Origin of the sequence: Streptomonospora mangrovi (assembly GCF_027604915.1) — a bacterium.
GTDB classification, from domain to species: domain Bacteria; phylum Actinomycetota; class Actinomycetes; order Streptosporangiales; family Streptosporangiaceae; genus Streptomonospora; species Streptomonospora mangrovi.
In genome coordinates, this window is the sequence record NZ_JAJAQC010000012.1 from 139,535 (window position 1) to 161,294 (window position 21,760).

The window sequence follows — 21,760 nt, forward strand, 5'->3', positions numbered from 1 at the left end:
GCGCCGGCTAGCGCCGCGCTCCCTCGGGCCAGACGACCGTCACCGCGCGGCCCTGCCGCCGGGCGTAGTCCACGATGTCGGCCGTGCCGCCGAGGCCGCGCGGCGGCTGCCCGTCCCACACCGCCACCAGTTCGTCGGAGTGCTCCACCAGGTAGCGCCCGGCCTCCAGATGGGACTCCGGAGTGGACTCCACGTGGGGCAGGTGGTGCACCAGCACCGACGCCGCCAGCAGGGTGTCGTAGACCGGGCGGTGCTCGGCCGGCAGCCCCTCGCGGTAGCGCTCGGCCGGCACCACCGCCTCCAGCGCGCCGCCGCGCTCCAGCACCGCCCGCGCGAACAGCGTGTCGGCTCCGTCGGCCAGGCACGACAGGCCCGTCACCGGCCCGGTGACGCGCCCCAGCCGCTCGCGGAGGTCCGCCGCCACGGCGCGCTCCACCTCCGCCGGAAGTCCGCGGTGCCCCGTGATCGCCACTCGCCGCATCCGTCGCCTCCTCCTGCGTCGTCCGCCCCGGGTGTGCCGGAGGTCTACCCCCGGTCGCGCCGCCTACAGCGCCAGCGCGTCGGCCAGCCGGTCGTCCAGGTCGCCCAGGCAGCGCGCCGGGGCGCCCCGGTAGCTCCGGCGCAGGCCGCGCACCCGCGAGACCAGCCGGTCCGACCCGTGGCGCAGGCCGACGTCCAGCGCCTCGCCGGCCAGCCGGAACGCCTCGTCGACGTCGCCGGCGGCGAGGTGGGCGCGCGCCATCTCCACCATCAGCACCCCGCGCTGCTTGGCGGCGGGCGCCGCCTGACCGAACGCCTCGGTGAAGGCGCGCCGGGCGTCGGCGGGCCGGTCCAGCCGCACCGCCGCCAGCGCCCGGTAGCCCGCCACCTTGGCCGCGTCGAAGGGGAACACCCACGGCCACGGCGGGTCGGCGTTGTCGCGGCGGGCCACCGCCGCCTCGGCCGCCGCGATCGCGCGGTCGGCGGCGCGCGGCTCGCCCAGCGCCGCGTGGGCCACCGCCCGCACGCACGCCAGCCACGCCGCGGCCGTGGGGTGGGCGCCGGCGCCCACCAGCCGCCCGGCCTCGCCCGCCAGCTCCAGCCCGGCCGCGGCGTCGCCGTTGTCGGTCTCGAAGAAGGCCAGGCTGCCCAGCATGTAGGCGCCCAGCAGCGGATGGCCGGCCAGGCGGGCGGCGCGCACCGCGGAGCGGTAGTGGGCGCGCGCGGTGCCGGTGTCGTCCATGTCGGCGTGCAGCCAGGCGGCGAACCCGGCGGCCTCGCCGGCCGCCGCGGCGATGTCGGCCGCGAAGGGCGTGCGCCGGGCCCGCGCCAGGGTGCGCGCGGTCAGCTCCACGTGGGCGCGGGCGCCCGCGGCCAGGTCGCGTGCGGGGCAGGAGGCGTCCAGCCGCCGCTGCCCCCCGGTGATGGCGCGCAGGGTCGGCGCGGTGTGGTCGCCGATGTCCCCCGGCGGCGGCGCCACCGGCACCGCCAGCGCGGCCGCCGTGATCACCCTGCCGAATTCCCGTCGCTTCGTCGGACCGGCCCCCCTCTCCGGCGCTGCGGTGTCCGCGAACCGGAGGAGGTGGATGGGGATCCCCAGCCGTCCGGCGAGGTCGCGGACCTGCTCGACGGTGAGCGACTGCTGCCGGTTGACCACCCGCGACACCCAGCTCTGGGAGTAGCCGACGGCCGCGGCGAGTTCCTGCTGCGACCACCCCTGGGCCGCGCGGACCCCCTCCAGGACCCCGGGGAGGTCGCAGGTGGCCAGTGCGGCCGCGATGTCGGGGCGCGCCCAGAATTCCCGCGGCAGAGCGCTGTCACGTCGAGGCATGAGCCTAGGCTAGGGTGACGACCTGGTTTTGGTGGCTATGAGTGAGAGGATTACTGCTATGCGTAATATGCATGGAAGGGTTCGCGAGGGCGGTCGGTGAGGCAGATTCAAGGGACTAAAGTCCCCCCGGTGCTGGGGATACCCCCGAACAGTCAGGAGCGCCGATGACCGTCGAGACCCCGCCGTCCGGCATCCCCGGCCTGGCCGCACACGGCCACCGACTTGACAACGCCCCGGTCGAGCTGCTGTGGGTCCGGGCGCTCAACGCCCTGCGCGCCGAACTGCGCTCGTGCGGGGTCGAGGCGCGCGTCGACGGCGTCATCGGCACCGTCGAGGCCGTGGCCCGCGACGGCGCCCCCCGCGTCCAGCGGGCGGTCCTGCGCCCCCACCGGGGCCGCCTGTGGTGGTGGCTGCACTGGCACGGCGACCCCTCGGTGCCCCCGCCCTACCGCGCCCCGCTCGCTCCGGCGGCGCGCACGGCCGACGCCGCCCGCAGGATCGCCGGGGTCCTCGCCCGCACCGGCGCCTGAGGCCCGTCCCGCCCGGCCCGCGCCCGGGCGGGACAGCCGCGCCGGCCCGCCGCGGGCCGGCGACCGACCCCGCCCGCCCGCCGGCCTGCCGCGCACCCGCTCCCGGCCTGCTCCGCTTGCCGGCCTACTCCGCGCCGAACCGTTCGGCGGCCAGGCACGCCGCCCCCACGATCCCGGCGGTGTTGCGCAGTTCGGCCGGGATGATCGGCGCGTTGAGCTTGAGGTGGGGGAGGAACTCGTCGGAGACGCGGCTGACCCCGCCGCCCACCACGATCAGGTCCGGCGACAGCAGCTTCTCGATCACGTCGTAGTAGCGCTGGAGGCGCTCGCGCGCCCACACCTCGTAGGTCAGGCCGTCGCGGGCCTGGGCGCTGGCGGCGGCCCGGGTCTCGGCGTCGTACCCGTCGATCTCCAGGTGCCCGAACTCGGTGTTGGGCACCAGGCGGCCGTCCACCAGCAGCGCGGTGCCGATCCCGGTGCCCAGGGTCGTCATGAGCACCACCCCGCTGACCCCGCGCGCCGCGCCGTAGCGGTGCTCGCCCACCGCCGCGGCGTCGGCGTCGTTGAGCACGTAGACGCGCCGGCCGGTGGCCTCGGCCAGCAGCTTCTCGGCGTCGGTGCCGATCCAGGACCGGTCGACGTTGGCCGCGCTGCGCGCGACCCCGTGCTGGATGACGGCCGGGAAGGTCACCCCCAGCGGCACCGAGGGGTCGACGTGCTCGGGGAAGGCCGCCGCGATCTCGGCCACGACCTCGGCCACGGCCGCCGGCGTGGAGGGCTGGGGCGTGGCCCGCTTGACGCGGTCCACCACGAACGTGCCGGTGGCCAGGTCCACCGGTGCGCCCTTGACCCCGCTGCCTCCGATGTCGATCCCCAGACCGACCTGCGGTTTCGTGACCGCCATCATCATCCCGTCCTTCCGATCAAGTCCGCGGACCCGGCAGGCGTCCGCCGCCGCGCTCCCGCCGTCCCAATTGTGGCGTGCCCGCGCGGGCGAGCGCGCGTCCGCGCGCGGCCCCGCCGGGGGCGGCGGCGCGATTACGCCGAGCGGCGCGGGGGCCGCTACCCTGGGCGACTGCCCCGCCCGCACCTCCCACGACCTGTAGAGACGAGCACCAGTGACCGGCATCCACGGCCGCCGCGGCCCCTTCGGCGACGGAGACATCGTCCAGTTGACCGACCCCAAGGGCCGGATGCACACCATCACGCTGCGCGCCGGCGCGGCGTTCCACACCCACCGCGGGCGGCTGGACCACGACGACCTGATCGGCCGGCCCGAGGGCAGCGTGGTGCGCTCCACCTCCAACACCGCCTACGTGGCCCTGCGCCCCCTGCTCGCCGACTTCACGCTGTCGATGAAGCGCGGCGCCACCATCGTCTATCCCAAGGACGCCGCCCAGATCGTCGCCGAGGCCGACATCTTCCCCGGCGCCCGCGTGGTCGAGGCGGGGGGCGGCTCCGGCGCGCTCACCTGCTGGCTGCTGCGCGCCGTGGGCGAGCAGGGCCTGGTCTCCTCCTACGAGCGCCGCGCCGACTTCGCCGAGATCGCCCGCACCAACGTCGAGCGCTTCTTCGGCGGCCCCCACCCCGCCTGGAAGCTGACCGTGGGCGACCTGGCCGCCGACATCGACGACACCGGGGTCGACCGCGTCGTGCTGGACATGCTGGCCCCCTGGGAGTGCCTGGAGGCCGTGGCCTCGGCCCTGGTGCCCGGCGGCCTGGTGTGCGTCTACGTCGCCACCACCACCCAGGTCTCACGGGTGGTGGAGGACCTGCGCGAGCACGGCGCGTTCTACGAGCCGCGCACGTTCGAGACTCTGGTGCGCACCTGGCACGTGGAGGGCCTGGCCGTGCGCCCCGACCACCGCATGATCGGCCACACCGGGTTCCTGGTGACGGCGCGGCGGCTGGCCGACGGCGCCGAGGCGCCCGAGCGCCGCCGCCGGCCCGCCAAGGGCTCCTACGGCGAGGACTGGCAGCGCGAGCAGAAGGCGCGCGAGGCGGCGTCGCCGGGCGCGCCCGGCCGCGCCGAGGGCGCCGGACAGGCCGCCGACGCCTCCGACAACCCGGTCGAACACTAGTCGCAACGTTACTTTCTCATTACGTCCAGCCCGCCTTTACCAGTGTGACCTAGGCGTTCACAAGATCAAGAAGTGAGTGCTTCGACACTCGCCGAGTACTGGAGGTTAGGAATAGTCCATGGGTAGGTAGGGTTTCGAGTAGTCGTCCTTCTTATTGGGAGGTGGCGGACGTGGCCGATCGCGACGACGAGCGTCAGACCGAGCGCGACCGTGAAGTCGCAGAACTCACCGCTCAGGTCTCCTACTTGGAGAAGGAGCTCAGCGTAGTCCGGCGCAAGCTCGCCGATTCCCCCCGCCATGTGCGGCTGCTTGAGGACCGGTTGCGCGAGGCGCAGGCCAACCTCGCCGCCACCAATGGCAAGAACGAACGCCTCGCGGCCACCCTCAAGGAGGCCCGCGACCAGATCACCGCGCTTAAGGAGGAGGTCGACCGGCTCTCGCAGCCGCCGTCGGGCTTCGGCGTGTTCCTCGAGGCGCGCGACGACGACACCGTCGAGATCTTCACCAACGGGCGCAAGATGCGCGTCAACGTCAGCCCCTCGGTCGACGTCGACTCCCTGCGCGCCGGCCAGGAGGTCATGCTCAACGAGGCGTTCAACGTCGTCGAGGTGCAGTCCTACGAGACCATCGGCGAGGTCGTGCTGCTCAAGGAGTTCCTTGAGGACGGCGACCGCGCGCTGGTGATCTCCAACCACGACGAGGAGCGCATCGTGCGCCTCGCCGAGCCCCTGCGCGACCAGCCGGTGCGCCCCGGCGACTCCCTGCTGCTGGAGCCGCGCTCGGGCTACGTCTACGAGCGCATCCCCAAGTCGGAGGTCGAGGAGCTGATCCTCGAGGAGGTCCCCGACATCTCCTACACCGACATCGGCGGCCTGGGCGGCCAGATCGAAATGATCCGCGACGCCGTCGAGCTGCCCTACCTGCACAAGGACCTCTTCTACGAGCACCGGCTGCGCCCGCCCAAGGGCGTGCTGCTCTACGGCCCGCCCGGTTGCGGCAAGACGCTCATCGCCAAGGCGGTGGCCAACTCGCTGGCCAAGCAGGTCGCCGAGAAGACCGGCCGCGACGTCGGCAAGAGCTTCTTCCTCAACATCAAGGGCCCCGAGCTGCTCAACAAGTACGTCGGCGAGACCGAGCGCCACATCCGGCTGGTGTTCCAGCGGGCGCGCGAGAAGGCCGGCGAGGGCACCCCGGTGATCGTGTTCTTCGACGAGATGGACTCCATCTTCCGCACCCGCGGCTCGGGGGTCTCCAGCGACGTCGAGAACACCATCGTGCCCCAGCTCCTCAGCGAGATCGACGGCGTGGAGGGGCTGGAGAACGTCATCGTGATCGGCGCCTCCAACCGCGAGGACATGATCGACCCCGCGATCCTGCGGCCCGGCCGGCTCGACGTCAAGATCAAGATCGAGCGCCCCGACGCCGAGGCCGCCCGCGACATCTTCTCCAAGTACATCACCCCCGACCTGCCGCTGCACGACGACGACCTCGCCGAGCACGGCGGCTCGGCCAAGGCCACCGTCGACGCCATGATCCAGCGGGTCGTGGAGCGCATGTACGCCGAGAGCGAGGAGAACCGCTTCCTGGAGGTCACCTACGCCAACGGTGACAAGGAGGTCCTGTACTTCAAGGACTTCAACTCCGGCGCGATGATCCAGAACATCGTCGACCGGGCCAAGAAGATGGCCATCAAGGACTTCATCGACAACCAGTCCCGCGGCATCCGGGTCTCCCACCTGCTCCAGGCCTGCGTCGACGAGTTCAGCGAGAACGAGGACCTGCCCAACACCACCAACCCCGACGACTGGGCCCGCATCTCCGGCAAGAAGGGCGAGCGGATCGTCTACATCCGCACCCTGGTCTCGGGCAAGAAGGGCGCCGACTCCGGCCGCTCCATCGACACCGTGGCCAACACCGGCCAGTACCTCTAGCCGCCCGCGCCACGTCCACGGCCGGTCCCCGCAGCCGATGCGGGGGCCGGCCGTCGGCGTCGCGCCCGCCCGGTCCGCGCCCCAAGCCGTCACCCCGCGTGTCGGGCCCGCGCGCGCCGGCGCACCCCGCCCAAACCGCGCGATCCCCGGTCAGCCGGGCTTTTGGGACCGCGGACGCGCCGGCGGCGACTCCGGAGGAGAGCGGCTGTTGGGCCACAATTCGCCATGGAGAGTTCAAGACCCCCCGTCGATGGATAACCTTCCACCATGAGTGTGCAGCGGATTATGGGCATCGAGACCGAGTACGGCATCTCCGTGCCCGGAAACCCCGGTGCCAACGCGATGGTGACCTCCACCCAGGTGGTCAACGCCTACCTGGCGGCCTCGGCCGCGCGGGCGCGCAAGGCCCGCTGGGACTTCGAGGAGGAGAACCCGCTGCGGGACGCCCGCGGATTCGACCTCGCCCGCGAGGTCGCCGATCCCACCCAGCTCACCGACGAAGACCTCGGACTCGCCAATGTCATCCTGACCAACGGCGCCCGCCTCTACGTCGACCACGCCCACCCCGAGTACTCCGCGCCCGAGGTCACCAACCCGCGCGACGCCGTGCTCTGGGACAAGGCCGGCGAACGCGTCATGGCCGACGCCGCCCGGCGCGCCGGCGCGGTGCCCGGGGTCGAGCCGATCCAGCTCTACAAGAACAACACCGACAACAAGGGCGCCTCCTACGGCTGCCACGAGAACTACCTGATGCGCCGCTCCACGCCGTTCGGCGACATCGTCCGCCACCTGATCCCGTTCTTCGTCTCCCGCCAGGTGGTGTGCGGCGCCGGCCGGGTCGGGATCGGCGCCGACGGCCGCGACACCGGCTTCCAGATCAGCCAGCGCGCGGACTTCTTCGAGGTCGAGGTCGGCCTGGAGACCACCCTGAAGCGGCCCATCATCAACACCCGCGACGAGCCGCACGCCGACCCCGACAAGTACCGGCGCCTGCACGTGATCATCGGCGACGCCAACATGAGCGAGATCTCCACCTACCTCAAGCTGGGCACCACCTCGCTGGTGCTCGCCATGATCGAGGACGGCTTCATCAGCGTCGACCTCTCCCTGGAGACCCCGGTCGCCGACCTGCGCGCGTTCTCCCACGACCCCGGCCTCACCCACACCGCGCGGCTGCGCGACGGCCGCCGGATGACCGCCGTGGAGATCCAGCGCGAATACCTGGAGCAGGCCCGCAAGTACGTCCAGGACCGCTTCGGCGCCGACGTCGACCCCCAGACCGCCGACATCCTCGACCGCTGGGAGTCGGTGCTGGACCGCCTCACCGAGGACCCCATGAGACTGGCCGAGGAACTGGACTGGGTGGCCAAGCTCAAGCTGCTGGAGAGCTACCGCACCCGCGACGGCCTCGACTGGGGCCACCACCGCCTGCAACTGGTCGACCTCCAGTACTCCGACGTCCGCCCCGACAAGGGCCTCTACAACCGCCTGGTGGCCCGCGGCCGGATGAAGCGGCTGCTGGACGAGGCCGACGTCGAGCGCTCCATCACCGAGCCGCCCGAGGACACCCGCGCCTACTTCCGCGGCCGCTGCCTGGCCAAGTACGCCGACTCCGTGGCCGCCGCCTCGTGGGACTCCGTCATCTTCGACCTGCCCGGCTACGACTCCCTCCAGCGCGTGCCCACCCTGGAGCCGCTGCGGGGCACCCGCGAGCACGTCGGAGCGCTCCTGGACCGCTCTCCCACCGCCGCCGACCTGGTGTCGGTGCTCACCGGGGACCGCCGCTGAGGCCGTCCGCCGCGCCGCCGCCGGCCCGCCGGGGAATCCGCCCCGGCGCCGGGGCGTTCGTTCGTGTGTACGGGCTCACAGCCCGTGCCACCGGTAACGTGCACACAACGGGCGCCGCGATCAAGGTTGAGGCGCCTGTGCGCGGGCCAAGATAAGGGCGTAGGCCCATCGAGGAGGTTGCATCCATGGCGACGAAGGACACCGGCGGCCAGAAGCACGGCACCCGACGCGACGAAGAGGTCGAAGAGGTCGAGGCCGGCACCGAGGCCCAGGAGCGCAACGAGAAGCTCAGCGAGGACGTCGACGACATCCTGGACGAGATCGACGAGGTCCTGGAGAGCAACAGCGAGGACTTCGTGCGTCAGTTCGTGCAGAAGGGCGGTCAGTGACCGCCGAGCCGGGACGCTCCTCCCGGAAAACGCGGCCGGCGGCGGGGGCAGCGGCCCCCCCCCCCGGCCCCCCCCCCCGACACCGGGGCCGGCCCCGCCGCGTGAGCCCGCCGCACCCCCGCCGGGTTCGCTCTCAGCGGATACCGGTCGGCGCGTGCGCCAAGTGGGGCCTGGGTCAATAGGGTCTTCTGTACCTGCCAACCGAACAACCTCGCGCGCCCCGTCCGCCCCCCCAGCCGGACGGGCCGCCTGCCGAAGGGAGTCGCGTGTCCGAAGCGTTCGACGGCGGAGCACACCTGCCCGCCGCGTTCATGAATCCGGGAACCTCCTCGTTCTCCGAGTTCCTCGGCATGGTCGCCCCCGACCTCCTGCCGGGCAACCGGGAGCTTCCGCAGGGCGTCTCCTCCACCCGCCTCACCCCCGAGGCCACCACCATCGTCGCGCTGACGTTCCCGGGCGGCGTGGTGCTGGCCGGTGACCGCCGGGCCACCTCGGGCAACGTCATCGCCAACCGCGACATGGACAAGCTCTACCGCACCGACGAGTTCTCGGCGATCGCCATCGCCGGGGCCGCCGGCATCGGCATCGAGCTGGCCAAGCTGTTCCAGGTCGAGCTGGAGCACTACGAGAAGATGGAGGGCCGCTCGCTGTCGCTGGAGGGCAAGGCCAACCGCCTGGCCACCATGATCCGCGGCAACCTCCCCATGGCCCTCCAGGGCTTCGTCGTGGTGCCCCTGCTGGTGGGCTACGACGAAGCGCGCCGCGAGGGCCGCATCTTCAGCTACGACCCCGTGGGCGGCCGCTACGAGGAGCACAACTTCCACTCCATCGGCTCGGGCTCGGTCTACGCGCGCGGCGCGCTGAAGAAGCTGTTCGCCGACGACCTCTCCGAGGAGGACGCCGCCACCGTCGCCATCCAGGCCCTCTACGACGCCGCCGACGACGACTCCGCCACGGGCGGCCCCGACCTGCACCGCAGGATCTTCCCGCTGGTCGACGTGATCACCGCCGACGGCCACCGGCGCCTGCCCGCCGAGGACGTCGCCCGCCTGGCCACCCAGGTGGTCGAGGACCGCGCCGACCGCCCCGACGGACCCCGCGCCCCGGTGCGCTGAGGTCCCGCCCCCACGACTTAGCAAAGGAACGATCCGCGGTGTCGATGCCGTTCTACGTTTCGCCCGAGCAGAGCATGAAGGACAAGGCCGACTACGCGCGAAAGGGCATCGCGCGCGGCCGCAGCGCCGTCGTCTTGCAGTACGACGGCGGCATCCTGTTCGTGGCCGACAACATCTCCCGCACCCTGCACAAGATCAGCGAACTCTACGACCGCATCGCCTTCGCGGCGGTGGGGCGCTACAACGAGTTCGAGAACCTGCGGCAGATGGGCGTGCGTCTGGCCGACGTGCGCGGCTACGCCTACGACCGCAGCGACGTCAGCGGGCGGGTGCTGGCCAACATCTACGCCCAGACCCTGGGCACCGTCTTCAGCGAGAGCAACAAGCCCTGGGAGGTGGAGATCGTGGTCGCCGAGGTCGGCGAGGACGCCGCCGCCGACCAGATCTACCGCATCACCTTCGACGGCTCCGTGGTGGACGAGCAGGGCTTTTTGGCCATGGGCGGCTCCGCCGAGCAGGTCACCACCGCCCTCAAGGAGCGGTTCAACAAGGACGCCGGCCTGGGCGAGGCGCTCAGCGCCGCCGTTCACGCCCTGCGCCACGAGAACGGCGAGCAGCGCGACATCGAGGCCGCCGGGCTGGAGGTCGCGGTGCTGGAGCGCGCCCGCCGCGAGCACCGCAAGTTCCGGCGCATCCAGGGCGAGCGGCTCAGCGCCCTGCTCGCCGACCGCTCCGCCACCGCCACCACCGACACCGACACCACCGCCGGCGGCACCGGGTCCGCCGGCACCGAGGACGAGGGCTGACCGTGCCGCGCCGGGCGGGCGCGGGCGCCGGCGCACCTGCGCGCAGGGGCGCCGGGCCGGTGCCCGCCGGGGTTTCCGCGGCACGCGGGCGGCCCATAAATAGGCTGGGAGTCGTTGCAGCGCTCCGGCAACGGCCGGGAGCGGCGACCACGGACCGAAACGGGTGAGGCCAATGGAACGTCGGATCTTTGGACTGGAGAACGAGTACGGCGTCACCTGCACCTTCCGGGGCCAGCGCCGGCTGTCGCCCGACGAGGTCGCCCGCTACCTGTTCCGCCGCGTGGTCTCCTGGGGCCGCAGCAGCAACGTGTTCCTGCGCAACGGCGCCCGCCTCTACCTCGACGTCGGCAGCCACCCCGAGTACGCCACCCCCGAGTGCGACTCCCTGGCCGACCTCGTGGCCCACGACAAGGCCGGCGAGCGCATCCTGGAGGGCCTCCAGGTCGACGCCGAGCAGCGCCTCCACGAAGAGGGCATCGCCGGCGAGATCTACCTGTTCAAGAACAACACCGACTCCGCCGGCAACTCCTACGGCTGCCACGAGAACTACCTGGTGGGCCGGCACGGGGAGTTCGGCCGCCTGGCCGACATCCTCATCCCCTTCCTGGTCACCCGCCAGATCATCTGCGGCGCCGGCAAGGTGCTCCAGACCCCGCGCGGCGCGCTGTACTGCGTCAGCCAGCGCGCCGAGCACATCTGGGAGGGCGTGTCCTCGGCCACCACCCGCTCCCGGCCCATCATCAACACCCGCGACGAGCCGCACGCCGACGCCGAGCGGTTCCGCCGCCTGCACGTCATCGTCGGCGACTCCAACATGAGCGAGGTCACCACCCTGCTCAAGCTCGCCTCCACCGACCTCGTGCTGCGCATGGTCGAGACCGGTGTGGTGATGCGCGACTTCACCCTGGAGAACCCCATCCGGGCCATCCGCGAGGTCAGCCACGACATGACCGGGCGGCGCAAGGTCCGCCTGGCCAACGGCCGCGAGGCCAGCGCCCTGGAGATCCAGCGCGAGTACCTGGAGAAGGTGCAGACCTTCGTCGACCGCAACGGCACCGACGCCACCGGCAAGCGGGTGCTGGAGCTGTGGGCGCGCACCCTGGAGGCCGTCGAGACCCAGAACCTCGACCTGGTGGCCCGCGAGATCGACTGGGTGGCCAAGTACAAGCTGCTGGAGCGCTACCGCGCCAAGCACAACCTGCCGCTGTCCTCGCCGCGCGTGGCCCAGCTCGACCTCACCTACCACGACATCTTCCGCGACCGCGGGCTGTTCTACCTGCTCCAGCGCCGAGGCCAGATGGACCGGGTCGTCAACGACCTCCAGATCTTCGAGGCCAAATCGGTGCCGCCGCAGACCACCCGGGCGCGGCTGCGCGGGGAGTTCATCCGCAAGGCCCAGGAGAAGCGCCGCGACTTCACCGTCGACTGGGTGCACCTCAAGCTCAACGACCAGGCGCAGCGCACCGTGCTGTGCAAGGACCCGTTCAAGGCGGTCGACGAGCGCGTCGAGAAGCTCATCGCCGGGATGTGAGGCCGCGACTCCGGCTCTTACACTGTTCTCACCCCGCCGGGGCATTATGGGCTCTCCGATAGTGTGTCGGGGACCCGAGCCGGATATTTGAGGTTGTGACCTATGCGACTGCGTGCCGCCGCCCTTGCGGTGCCGTTCCTAGCCGTGCTGCTCGCGGCGTCGAGTTGTAGCTCCATCCCCGAGGACTGGCGCACCCCCGCCTTCCTCCAGTCGGAGGAGGACGACTACGACTCGCGGCTGCCCACGGTGCGGGGCGAGCTCGGCGAGGAGCCCAAGGTCGACTTCAGCGACAAGGCGCCTCCCCAGGACGAGCAGATCTCCGACGTGGTCGAGCAGGGCGACGGCGAGAACGAACTGGTGCGCTCCACCGACATCATCCAGGCCGAGGTGGTGGAGTACCAGTGGACCGCCGAGGGCAAGGCCGAGAAGACCCAGTCCACCTACGAGGCCGGCGCCCCCATCCTGCTCAACCTCTCCCAGTTGGGTGAGGAGCTGACCGAGGGCCTGGTCAACCAGCCGGTCGGCAGCCGGGTCATCTACGCCTTCCCGCCCCAGGACCCCGCCGAGGCCCAGGCCATGGGCCAGCCCTCCCCGGCCCCCGGCGCCTCGGTGTCGGTGCTGGACATCAAGGAGCGCTACGGCGAGGGCCAGGTCGTGCCCGGCGAGCAGACCGCCCACGGCGGCGACGGCCTGCCCACGGTGCACCAGCCCGGCCACGAGCTGCCCGACATCGAGATCCCCGACTCCGACCCGCCGGCCGACCTGGAGACCCAGGCGCTCATCGAGGGCGACGGCCCCGAGGTCGAGGAAGGTCAGCAGCTCGTCGTTCAGTACACCGGCATGCGCTGGGACGACAGCACCGTCTTCGACTCCACCTGGAACCGCGAGGGCGCCGAGGGCGTGCCCTCCACCTTCATCATCGGCGCGGGCCAGGTCATCGAGGGCTGGGACGAGGGCCTGGTGGGGCAGAAGGTCGGCAGCCGCATGCTGCTGGTCATCCCCGAGGACATGGCCTACGGCGAGAACGCCGAGGAGTCCGGCTCCCCGGCGGGCACCCTGGTGTTCGTGGTCGACATCCTCGACGCGGTCGACAGCGCTCCGGCCCCCGAGGAGGAGGGCGGCGACGGCGGCGGCAGTGGTGACGGCGGCGGCGACAGCTCCGAGGAGACCGCCGAGCCCGAGAGCGAGTAGCGCGGCGGCGCGGGGCCGGTGCGGCGTGCGCCCACCGGCCCCGCGCGCGTTCCTCAGCCCAGCAGGGCCGCCGCGTGCCGGCCGGCGGCCCCCGCCGCCAGGAACGCCGCCCGGTCCTGGTCGTAGGTACGGCCCATCGTGCTCAGCCGCACCGGCAGCGCCCGCAGCGCCGCCTCCAGCCCGGCCGTGCCCACCTCCACCAGGCGGTGGCGCCCGCCCAGCCGTGCCGCCTGCGCGCGCACCCGCGCGCCCAGTTCACCCCCCAGCACCGGCACCGCCACGTCGGCCCGCGCCAGCGCCACCCGCCCGTAGGCGGTCAGGCTGTGGTGGGACACCCCCCGGTGCCGCTCGCGCGGGTCGGCCTGGCTCACCCGCAGCGCCGCCACCGGCCGCCCGCCCAGCACCGCGGCGGCGTTGACCGCCTCGCCCGCCGCCACCCCCGAGAACCCCCACCGGGTGCCGGTGCCCAGGTTGCCCGGCCCCTGGGCCACCACCGCCACGTCGGCGCCCGCCGCGTGGCGGGCCGCCAGCAGCCCGCTGTGCACGGTCACCGCCTCCAGGTCGCCGCCGAAGGACTGCCCGGTGGTCACCACCGCCGCCAGCAGGCCCGCGCCGCGCAGCGCCGCCAGTGTCTGGGAGAACGCCGCCGGCAGCGCGCCGCCGTCGAGCATCACGTAGGCGATCCGCGCCGCCGGCGCCGCCTGGCGCACCCCCGCCACCACCGCCGGCAGCGCCGAGTGCAGGTCGGCCACCACCACCGGCATGCCGCCCACGTCGTCGGCGTCGCGCAGCAGCGCGTGGTGGGGCGAGCCCTGCTCGTCGGCGCCGGCCACCGTCGCCTGGAGCGGGGTGTAGCGCGCCTTGACCAGATGGCCCGGCCCGGCGGGGTCGGGCGGCAGCCGGTCGGGCAGCGCCGCCACCAGCGCGTAGCCGCCGGTGCCCAGGCCCATCTCCAGGGCCGTGGCGTTGAGCAGCACCCGGTCGCCGACCTCGGGGGTGCCCACCAGGGCGGTGTAGGCCAGCGCGCGGCACGGCGCGGCGGGCGGCCCCGGCGGCCCTGAGGCCCGCTCGGGCACGGCCTCGACCTCCACCGCACCGGGCCAGGAGCGCAGGAGCGCGGTGACATGTGCACAACGCCAACGGATCACGCCAGGCACGGTACCGTCGTGCCTGACACAACTTCGGGGACGGCGCGCCCACGGCGGGAAAGGGACCGGCGATGTCGCGGAGGAAGACCGAACGGCAGCTCAACCTGGTGATCTGCCTCCTGGCCACCAGGCGCTTCCTCACCGCGCGCGAGATCCGCACCATGGTCGCCGGCTACGAGGAGGCCGACTCCGACTCCGCGTTCAAGCGCATGTTCGAGCGCGACAAGCGCGAACTCCGCGAAAGCGGCATCCCCATCGAGACCGGCGGCAGCGACCCCTGGAGCGACGACGAGGGCTACCGTGTCTTCCCCGCCGACTACGAGCTGCCCGAGATCGAGTTGATGCCCGACGAGGCCGCCGTGCTGGGCCTGGCCGCCCGCGCCTGGCGCCACGCCGCGCTGGGCGACGCCGCCGCCAACGCCCTGATGAAGCTGCGCGCGGCCGGGGTGCCCGTCGACACCGACGCCGCCCCCGCCCTCACCCCCGTGCTGGGCACCGACGAACCCGCGTTCCTGCCGATGTGGCAGGCGGTGCGCGACCGCCGCCGGGTCGCCTTCGACTACCGCAAGCCCGGCGAACCCGTGGCGCGCCGCCGCCTGGAGCCCTGGGGCGTGGTCAACTACCGGGGCCACTGGTACGTCGGCGGCCGCGACCTCGACCGGGGCGCGCGGCGGGTGTTCCGCCTGGGCCGCATCGTCGGCGAGGTCGAGATCGACACCGCCGGCCCGCCGGTCGAGGTCCCCGACGGCGTCGACGTCCGCTCCCTGGTGCGCGGGCGCGAGCCCCTCGAACCCCAGGGCGTGGCGCGGGTGCGGGTGCGCGCCGACTCCGGCCACGAACTGCGCCGGGCCGCCCAGCGCATCGTGCCCGGCCCGCCCCAGGGCGACCACCCCCGCTGGGACCTCCTCGACCTGCCCTATGCCGACCTCGACGACCTGGTCGGCATGGTCGCCCGCTTCGGCGACCGCGCGGTCATCGAGGCCCCGGACGAGGCGCGCGCCGCCATCGCCGCCCACCTGGCCGACCTCGCCGCGCGCGACCCCGGCCCCGAAGTGGGCGATCCCGCCGCCGACCCCGAACCCGCCGCCGACGCCCGGCGCGGGTCGGCCTCGGCCGAGCAGTTGCGCCGGCTGCTGATGCTGGTGCCCTACGCGCTCAGCCACGACGTCCGCGTGCACGAGGTCGCCGAGCACTTCGGCCTGTCCCAGCGCCAGGTGCTCAAGGACCTCAGCCTGCTGTGGATGTGCGGCCTGCCCGGCTACACCCCCGGCGACCTCATCGACGTCGACATCGAGGCCGCGGAGTCCACCGGCGAGATCATCATCGCCAACGCCGACACCCTGGCCCAGCCGCTGCGGCTCACCGCCGACGAGGCCGCCAGCCTGGTGATCGGCCTGGAACTGCTGGCCGAACTCCCCGGCGTGGCCGACAGCGACGCCCTCAAGCGCGTCGGCGAGAAGCTGCGCGCCGCCGCTGCCGCGCCGGCGGGGGCCGCGCGCGCCCTCGCGGCGGTGGGCGCGGGCGGCGCGGGCCGCCCCCGCGAACCCGAGGCCGCCCCCGACCCCGTGCACCGCCTGGCCGACGCCGTGGGCGTGCGCATCGAGCTGAGCGAGGAGGTCCGCGAGGTCCAGCGCCGCTGCGACGAGGCGCTGCGCGCCGGCCAACTGCTGCACCTGCGCTACCTCTCCGGCTACGTCGACGAGGTCACCGAGCGCGACGTCGACCCCATGGGCCTGGTCGTCTACGGCGGGCAGGCGTTCCTGGAGGGCTGGTGCCGGCTGCGCGGCGACGTCCGGCTGTTCCGGCTGGACCGGGTGCTGGACCTCACCGTGCTGCCCGAGCCCGCGCGGGTGCCGGCGCGGGCGCGCCGCCGCGACCTGCGCGACGGCGTCCTGCGACTGTCCGACGACGACACCCGGGTGACCCTGGATCTCGACCCCTCGGCCCGCTGGGTGGCCGAGGAGTACCACTGCTCCTCGGTCCGCGACCTGGAGGGCGGGGGAGTGCGGGCCGTCCTGCGCACCCCGGCGCCGGAGTGGGTGCGCCGCCTGGCGCTGCGGCTGGGCCCGCGCGCCCGGGTGGTGGCGCCGGTGGAGCTGGCCGAGCAGGTGCGCGAGCGGGCTCGGGCGGCCCTGGCCGCTTATGCGCCCGACTCCGGCGGCCTGCGGTGACCGGCGGCGCGCGGCCGGCGCCCTGCGGCCGCTACCTCCCGGTTCATCCCGTGTCCATCGTCGGCGCCCGGTTCACGCAGTAAGGTGGGTGGCGTGTTCGTGTTCGCCGCACTGGGAGTGCTGACCCTCCTCGGCCTGGCCCTGGTGGGGGTGCTGGCCCTGCGCATGCTGGCCGAGCTGCACCGCCTCCGCGTCCAGGTGGCGCGCACCCGCGCACAGGTCCAACCGGGGTACGACCGGCTGCGCTCCCAGGGTGAGGGCGGCCCGGTGGGCGCCCCCGAGCCCGTCGCCGGCGGGGACGTACCATCGAAGGCGTAGGCGCCTGCGCCGGGAAACGAGGTTGAGTCATGGGTATCGACGCCCGCACGCTTTTCATCCTGCTGCTGATCGCGCTGCTGCTGTTCGGCGCGCGGCGGCTGCCCGATCTCGCCCGCTCCCTGGGCCGCAGCGCGCGTATCCTGAAGTCCGAGGCCAAGGGTTTGAGCGACGACGACAGCCAGGACACTGGCGGCCGCGGCGACGACCCCCGGCGCCATGAGTCCGGCCCCTCGGCCGCCCACGGCGGCCAGGACCACCGCGACCACCAGGACCGCTCGGGCTACCCGGACCACCCGGGCCGTCCGCAGGCGGCCGACCCCCGGCAGGTCGGCCACCCCGACCCCGCCGACCGGGAGCCCTACCGGCAGCAGGGCCACGAGGACTACCCCGAACTCCCCCCGGGGCGGATCATCAACGAGAACGGCGAGCCCGTGCGCCGCACCTACAACGGCTGAACGGGCCGCGGCCGCAGCGTGCGGCCGCGCAGGCCGGCCGCGCGGACAGGCGCGCGGCCGCACGCAGGCGAGGACAGGTCGAGGAGCGTAGCAGGCGATGCAGGTGCGGCGACGGCGGCGGCCGAAGGACCCCGAGGGTCGCATGCCGCTGATGGACCATCTGCGGGAACTCCGCAACCGCCTGGTCAAGGCGCTGCTGTTCGTCGCGCTGGGCACGGTGGTCGGCTACTTCCTCTACGAGCCGGTGTGGGACCTTTTGCGGGGCCCCTACTGCTCCCTGCCGGCCGAGGCGCGCGGCGGCCGGTCCGGCTGCGACCTCATCTTCACCGGCGTCTTCGACGCCTTCTTCGTGGCGTTCCGGGTCTGGATCATCGTCGGCGTGCTGGTGTCCAGCCCGTTCTGGCTCTACCAGCTCTGGGCGTTCGTGGCGCCCGCGCTGACCGGCCGCGAGAAGCGCTACACCTACGGGTTCGTGCCCACCGCCGCGCTGCTGTTCGTGGGCGGCGCCGCGCTGGCCTACTACGTCACCGGCCTGGCCATGGCGGTGCTGTTCGAGTTCGCCCCCGAGGGCTCGCTGCCGATGATCACCATCGACAGCTACCTGGGCTACATGACCCTGATGATGCTGGTGTTCGGCCTGGGGTTCGTCACCCCGCTGCTGGTGGCGCTGCTCAACCTCATCGGCGTCATCCGGCACGAGACCCTCGCCAAGTCCCGGCGGCTGATCATCTTCGGCATCTTCGTCCTGGCGGCGATCGTCACCCCCGCCGAGCCCCTGTCGATGCTGGCCCTGGCCCTCCCGCTGGTCGTGCTGTATGAGGCCGCCGAGCTGTTCTGCTTCATCAACGACCGCCGCCGGGGCCGCCGCGACGAGTTCGCCGGCCTCTCCGACGACGAGATCTCCCCCCTCGATGACGAGGAGTCGCTGACCGACTCCGGCCCGAGCCGCTAGGGTCGGTCCCGGCAGTCCCCACCAGCGGGAGAGCACCGACGCAAGGCGCGAGGAGAACCAACAGTGGCCGAGACCCCCGGTACCCGGCGAGACCTGCCGCCCGAGGCGCAGGGCAACGAGAAGTGGCACGACACCACCAACGCCGTGTGGAAGCGCTCCTCGCTCTCGCGCGAGGACTCCGAGGCCGTTGTCGAGGTCGCCAAGTTCGAGGACGGGTTCCGCGCGGTGCGCGACGGAAAGCACCCCGAGAAGGGCATCCTCTTCTTCACCCCCGCGGAGTGGGAGGCGTTCGTCCTGGGGGCCAAGGACGGGGAGTTCGACATCCCCGAGGAGTACCTGACGCCCGAGGAGGCCGCCATCCAGCGCGGCGACGTCCCGGTCACCGCCGTGGTGTCGCCCAACTCCCGCCCGGCGGCCCAGGACGACGCGGCCGGGGCCGCCGAGCCCGCCGGCGAGACCGCCGAACGCGGCGGCGGACCGGCGGCCTGAGCGCTCCCGCCCCGCCCCCGCGGGGCGCCGTCCGGGACGGCGGGCGCCGCCGTCCCGGCGTGTGCGCCTCACCCGCCGCAACGCCCTAGGCTTGATCGATATGAGTACCCACGCCGAGCGGTACGCCGCCTTCCGTCGGCGCCAAGCCGAGTCCAGCGCCGCCATCGAGGAGTTCCAGGGGCTCTACGGGTTCGAGTTCGACCCGTTCCAGGTCCGGGCGTGCAAGGCGCTGGAGCAGGGCCAGGGGGTACTCGTCGCCGCCCCCACCGGCTCGGGCAAGACCGTGGTGGGGGAGTTTGCGGTGCACCTGGCGCTGCGCGACGGCGCCAAGTGCTTCTACACCACCCCCATCAAGGCGCTGTCCAACCAGAAGTACACCGACCTGGTGCGCCGCTACGGCGCCGACAACGTCGGGCTGCTCACCGGCGACAACAGCGTCAACGGCGAGGCGCCGATCGTGGTCATGACCACCGAGGTACTGCGCAACATGCTCTACGCCGGCTCCCATACCCTGCTGCGGCTGGCCTACGTGGTGATGGACGAGGTCCACTACCTCGCCGACCGGTTCCGGGGCGCGGTGTGGGAGGAGGTCATCATCCACCTGCCGGAGTCGGTGCGGGTGGTGGCCCTGTCGGCGACCGTCAGCAACGCCGAGGAGTTCGGCGAGTGGATGCAGCAGGTCCGCGGCGAGACCACGGTCATCGTGGACGAGAAGCGCCCGGTGCCGCTGTGGCAGCACATGATGGCCGGCAAGCGCGTGCACGACCTGTTCGTCTCGCCCGCCGACGCCGACGCCGATGACGCGGAGTCCGGTGAGCGCGGCGGCGGCCGGGGCGGCCGGCGCTCCCGCCGGCGCGATCGCCAGGATTCGGGCGGCACCGGCGAGATCCTGGTCAACGGCGAGCCCATGCGGATCAACCCCCGCCTGACCCGGCTGGCGCTGGAGGACGACCGCATCACCCAGTTGGCGCACCGCCGCCGCCACCCCCAGGCCCGCGCGCGCACCTCGGCGCGCCCGCGCGCCAAGTACGCCCCGCCCAGCCGCGTGCAGATCATCGACGAGCTGGACCGCGAGGGGCTGCTGCCCGCCATCGTGTTCATCTTCAGCCGCGCCGGCTGCGACGACGCGGTGCGCCAGTGCATGTACGCGGGGATGACCCTGACCACCGACGAGGAGGCGCTGGAGATCCGCGCCTTCGCCGAGCGCCAGTGCGCCGACATCCCCCCGGCCGACCTCGCGGTGCTGGGCTACGACGAGTGGCTGCGCGCCCTGGAGCGCGGCGTGGCCGCCCACCACGCCGGCCTGCTGCCGACGTTCAAGGAGGTCGTGGAGTCGCTGTTCTCGCGCGGCCTGATCCGCGCGGTCTTCGCCACCGAGACCCTGGCGCTGGGCATCAACATGCCCGCGCGCACCGTGGTCATCGAGAAGCTGGACAAGTGGAACGGCGAGACCCACGCCGCCCTGACCGCCGGGGAGTACACCCAGCTCACCGGGCGCGCGGGCCGGCGCGGCATCGACGTCGAGGGCCACGCGGTGGTGGTGTGGCAGCCCGGCACCGACCCCGAGGCGGTCGCGGGCCTGGCCAGCACCCGCACCTACCCGCTCAACTCCAGCTTCCAGCCCTCCTACAACATGGCGGTCAACCTCGTGGGCCAGGTGGGCCGCGAGCGCAGCCGCACCATGCTGGAGGCGTCCTTCGCCCAGTTCCAGGCCGACCGCGCCGTGGTGGGGCTGGTCAAGCAGCTCCGCAAGCACGAGGAGGCGCTGGAGGGCTACGGCGCCGCCGCGACCTGCCACCTGGGCGACTTCATGGAGTACGCGGCCATGCGCCGCGAGCTGAGCGACCGCGAGAACCAGGCGGCCAAGGGCCGCAGCGCGCGCCGCCGCGAGGAGGCGGTGCGCAGCCTGGAGCGGCTGCGCGCCGGCGACATCATCCGGGTGCCGGCCGGGCGCCACAGCGGCTACGCGGTCGTGCTCGACCCCGGGCTGCGCGGCGACGTCCCGGCGCCGCTGGTGCTGACCGTCAAGCGGCAGGTCAAGCGGGTCAACGCGGTGGACTTCCCGGTGCCGGTGGAGCCCGCCGGGCGGCTGCGGATCCCCAAGAACTTCTCGGCGCGCTCGGCCCAGTCGCGCACCGACCTCGCCTCCAGCCTGCGCAACCGGCTGAAGGAGACCGGGGTCGACGAGGTCAGCCGCGGGCGCGGCGGCGACGGCGAGGGCGACGACCCCGAGATCACCCGGCTGCGCCGCGAGCTGCGGCAGCACCCCTGCCACGGCTGCCCCGAGCGCGAGGACCACGCCCGCTGGGCCGAGCGCTACTTCCGGCTGCGCAAGGAGACCGACTCCCTGCGCCGCCGGGTCGAGGGGCGCTCCCACGTCATCGCGCGCACCTTCGACCGGGTGTGCGGGGTGCTGGAGGACCTGGAGTACCTCGACGGCGACACGGTCACCGAGGAGGGGCGGCGGCTGGCCAAGGTGTACTCCGAGCTGGACCTGCTGGTGGCCGAGTGCCTGCGGCGCGGCCTGTGGGACGACCTCGACCCCCAGGACCTCGCCACGTGCGTGGCGTCGCTGGTGTATGAGTCCCGCCGCTCCGACGACCCCTTCCCGCGGGTGCCCGACGGCGTGCCCGCCGAGGTCCTGACCGAGATGGAGCGGCTGTGGGGTGAGCTGCACGAGGTGGAGCGCGACCACCACGTGTCGTTCCTGCGCCGTCCTGACCTGGGCTTCGTGTGGATCACCCACCGCTGGGCGCGCGGCGACCGCCTCGACCGCATCCTGCTGGAGGCCGACATGCCGGCGGGCGACTTCGTGCGCACCACCAAGCAGTTGGTGGACATGCTGGGCCAGGTGGCCGACGCCGCCCCAGAGGCCAGCGGCGTGCGCCGGACCGCGCGCAAGGCCGTGGACCTGGTGCGCCGGGGCGTGGTGGCCTACTCGTCGGTGGGCTGAGGCCGCGCCGCCCGGCCCGGCGCGGTCGCGGGGGCGGGGGGCCGGTGCGACCGCGCCCGCCGGGCCGCCGCGCCCGCGCGGCCGCCCCGCTCCGCGCCTTCG

The 21,760-nt window shown here is 73.3% G+C and carries 19 protein-coding genes; 15 read left to right on the top strand and 4 right to left on the bottom strand.

Going from position 1 to position 21,760, the window contains the following annotated elements; all coding sequences use genetic code 11:
- Positions 1–7: 7 nt before the first annotated feature.
- Positions 8–481, bottom strand: coding sequence for a hypothetical protein (locus LG943_RS09525; protein WP_270071854.1), 474 nt, complete (start codon positions 479–481; stop codon positions 8–10).
- Between the two features lie 63 nt (positions 482–544).
- The gene (locus LG943_RS09530; RefSeq protein WP_270071855.1) at positions 545–1,810 is read right to left on the bottom strand and encodes a helix-turn-helix domain-containing protein; all 1,266 of its coding nucleotides are present in this window, start codon (positions 1,808–1,810) and stop codon (positions 545–547) included.
- A 164-nt stretch (positions 1,811–1,974) separates the two neighbouring features.
- On the opposite strand from LG943_RS09530, the gene LG943_RS09535 reads away from it, so the two are divergent.
- Complete coding sequence (locus LG943_RS09535; RefSeq protein WP_270071856.1) at positions 1,975–2,340, top strand: hypothetical protein; 366 nt, start codon at positions 1,975–1,977, stop codon at positions 2,338–2,340.
- A gap of 124 nt (positions 2,341–2,464) precedes the next feature.
- On the opposite strand, the gene ppgK is transcribed toward LG943_RS09535, so the two are convergent.
- A complete protein-coding gene (gene ppgK / locus LG943_RS09540; RefSeq protein ID WP_270071857.1) occupies positions 2,465–3,244 on the bottom strand; it encodes a polyphosphate--glucose phosphotransferase in 780 nt (259 codons plus the stop codon).
- A 214-nt stretch (positions 3,245–3,458) separates the two neighbouring features.
- On the opposite strand from ppgK, the gene LG943_RS09545 reads away from it, so the two are divergent.
- From LG943_RS09545 to LG943_RS09580, 8 genes are all read left to right on the top strand, one after another.
- Entirely contained in the window at positions 3,459–4,421 is a 963-nt protein-coding gene (locus LG943_RS09545) for a tRNA (adenine-N1)-methyltransferase (protein WP_270071858.1), read from the top strand.
- A 161-nt stretch (positions 4,422–4,582) separates the two neighbouring features.
- Positions 4,583–6,352, top strand: coding sequence for a proteasome ATPase (gene arc / locus LG943_RS09550; protein ID WP_270071859.1), 1,770 nt, complete (start codon positions 4,583–4,585; stop codon positions 6,350–6,352).
- A 267-nt stretch (positions 6,353–6,619) separates the two neighbouring features.
- Complete coding sequence (gene dop / locus LG943_RS09555; RefSeq protein WP_408648572.1) at positions 6,620–8,140, top strand: depupylase/deamidase Dop; 1,521 nt, start codon at positions 6,620–6,622, stop codon at positions 8,138–8,140.
- A 185-nt stretch (positions 8,141–8,325) separates the two neighbouring features.
- Entirely contained in the window at positions 8,326–8,529 is a 204-nt protein-coding gene (locus LG943_RS09560) for a ubiquitin-like protein Pup (protein WP_270071860.1), read from the top strand.
- 266 nt (positions 8,530–8,795) lie between these two features.
- The gene (gene prcB, locus LG943_RS09565) at positions 8,796–9,644 is read left to right on the top strand and encodes a proteasome subunit beta (protein WP_270071861.1); all 849 of its coding nucleotides are present in this window, start codon (positions 8,796–8,798) and stop codon (positions 9,642–9,644) included.
- Positions 9,645–9,688: 44 nt separating this feature from the next.
- Positions 9,689–10,450, top strand: coding sequence for a proteasome subunit alpha (gene prcA, locus LG943_RS09570; protein ID WP_270071880.1), 762 nt, complete (start codon positions 9,689–9,691; stop codon positions 10,448–10,450).
- Between the two features lie 172 nt (positions 10,451–10,622).
- Positions 10,623–11,981 (top strand): Pup--protein ligase, encoded by a 1,359-nt coding sequence (gene pafA / locus LG943_RS09575; protein ID WP_270071862.1) that lies wholly within the window; start codon positions 10,623–10,625, stop codon positions 11,979–11,981.
- Between the two features lie 102 nt (positions 11,982–12,083).
- Positions 12,084–13,172 carry an FKBP-type peptidyl-prolyl cis-trans isomerase gene (locus LG943_RS09580; RefSeq protein ID WP_270071863.1) on the top strand — a complete coding sequence of 363 codons (1,089 nt, stop codon included), beginning with the start codon at positions 12,084–12,086 and terminating at the stop codon, positions 13,170–13,172.
- A 53-nt stretch (positions 13,173–13,225) separates the two neighbouring features.
- Here the strand turns inward: LG943_RS09580 and LG943_RS09585 are convergent, their stop codons facing one another.
- Positions 13,226–14,320, bottom strand: a complete 1,095-nt coding sequence (locus LG943_RS09585; RefSeq protein WP_270071864.1) for a DUF3866 family protein — start codon at positions 14,318–14,320, stop codon at positions 13,226–13,228.
- 71 nt (positions 14,321–14,391) lie between these two features.
- Between LG943_RS09585 and LG943_RS09590 the strand changes: the two genes are divergently transcribed.
- The 6 genes from LG943_RS09590 (at position 14,392) to LG943_RS09615 (ending at position 21,658) form a co-directional block, all read left to right on the top strand.
- Positions 14,392–16,491, top strand: coding sequence for a helix-turn-helix transcriptional regulator (locus LG943_RS09590; protein WP_270071865.1), 2,100 nt, complete (start codon positions 14,392–14,394; stop codon positions 16,489–16,491).
- Between the two features lie 93 nt (positions 16,492–16,584).
- Positions 16,585–16,809, top strand: a complete 225-nt coding sequence (locus LG943_RS09595) for a hypothetical protein (RefSeq protein ID WP_270071866.1) — start codon at positions 16,585–16,587, stop codon at positions 16,807–16,809.
- 29 nt (positions 16,810–16,838) lie between these two features.
- Positions 16,839–17,264 (top strand): twin-arginine translocase TatA/TatE family subunit, encoded by a 426-nt coding sequence (locus LG943_RS09600; protein WP_270071867.1) that lies wholly within the window; start codon positions 16,839–16,841, stop codon positions 17,262–17,264.
- Positions 17,265–17,406: 142 nt separating this feature from the next.
- Positions 17,407–18,216: a twin-arginine translocase subunit TatC gene (gene tatC, locus LG943_RS09605; RefSeq protein WP_270071868.1), complete on the top strand. Its 810-nt coding sequence runs from the start codon at positions 17,407–17,409 to the stop codon at positions 18,214–18,216.
- Positions 18,217–18,279: 63 nt separating this feature from the next.
- A complete protein-coding gene (locus LG943_RS09610; protein WP_270071869.1) occupies positions 18,280–18,705 on the top strand; it encodes a DUF397 domain-containing protein in 426 nt (141 codons plus the stop codon).
- Between the two features lie 100 nt (positions 18,706–18,805).
- The gene (locus tag LG943_RS09615; RefSeq protein ID WP_270071870.1) at positions 18,806–21,658 is read left to right on the top strand and encodes a DEAD/DEAH box helicase; all 2,853 of its coding nucleotides are present in this window, start codon (positions 18,806–18,808) and stop codon (positions 21,656–21,658) included.
- The last annotated feature ends 102 nt before the right edge of the window (positions 21,659–21,760 follow it).